Source organism: Kitasatospora sp. NPDC091257 (assembly GCF_044757675.1).
Classification (GTDB): Bacteria; Actinomycetota; Actinomycetes; order Streptomycetales; family Streptomycetaceae; genus Kitasatospora; species Kitasatospora lactacystinica.
The window spans coordinates 1-1,167 of the sequence record NZ_JBIVVI010001812.1; the positions used below are offsets into that span (position 1 = coordinate 1).

General features: G+C 78.7%; 1 protein-coding gene. It reads right to left on the reverse strand.

Translation table 11 applies throughout. From position 1 onward, the window contains the following. On the reverse strand, positions 1-1,167 hold a 1,167-nt coding region (locus tag ACIQOV_RS42215; protein ID WP_401056552.1), incomplete at both ends, for an acyltransferase domain-containing protein.

Genomic DNA, 1,167 nt, shown 5'->3' on the forward strand with positions numbered 1-1,167 from the left:
GCCCCCGTCCAGGGCGACCAGTCCACCGGGCCGCCGCCGGCCGCCCACGCCTCGGTCAGTGAGGCCAGCAGCCGGTCCCGGCCGCCGTCGCCGCGCCGCAGCGTGCCGACCGCCGACACCTCCCGCCCGGCCTCCGCGGCCACCGCCTCGATCCCGGCGAGCAGCACCGGATGCGGGCTGACCTCGACGAGCAGGGTGTGGCCCGCGTCGAGCAGGGCGCGGGTCGCTCCGACGAAGTCGACCGGCTCGCGCAGGTTGCGGTACCAGTAGGCGGCGTCGAGCGATTCTCCGGCGACGGGTTCGCCGGTCACCGTCGAGTAGAGCGGGACGGCCGAGGCGCGGGGGCGTATCCCGGTGAGGGCTTCGCGCAGTTCGTCCTCGATCTCGGCGACCTGGGCCGAGTGGGCCGCGTAGTCCACCGGGATCGCCTTGGCCCGTACACCTTCCCGATCGCAGGCCGCGAGCAGGGCGGCCAGCTCCTCGGGCTCCCCGGCGACGACCACGGCGTCGGGGCCGTTCACCGCGGCCACGCAGAGGCGTCCGCCGGCGGGCATCAGGCCCGTGGTCCGCTCGGCGGAGGCGGCGACCGACACCATGCCGCCGCGTCCCGCCAGCCTCAGCAGCGCCCGGCTGCGCCGCGCCACCACGAGGGCCGCGTCGTCGAGCGACAGCGCTCCGGCGACGTGGGCGGCGGCGATCTCGCCCTGGCTGTGTCCGACGACCGCGTCCGGGGTGACCCCGGTGTCGCGCCAGTGCGCGGCCAGCGCGACCATCACGGCGAAGAGCACCGGCTGGACGACGTCCACGCGGTCGAGCGTCGGCGCGCCGGGCGCGCCGCGCAGCACCTCGGTCAGGGACCAGTCGGTGTGCGGGGCGAGCGCCCGTTCGCAGGCGGCGATCGCGGCGGCGAACGGCGCGGAGGCGTCGAGCGCCGCCGCGGCCATGCCGGCCCACTGCGAGCCCTGGCCGGGGAAGACGAAGGCCGTACGGCCGCCGCGCGCCCGGTCCCGCACGGCGTCGGGCGCGGGTTCGCCCGCCGCGAGGGCGTCCAGTCGGCCGAGGAGCGCGTCGCGGTCGCGGCCGACGGCTGCTGCCCGGAAGGGCAGGGCGGGGCGGGTGGTGGCGAGCGCACGGGCCGGGGCGGCGGCGCCCCCGTCGGGGCCGGCC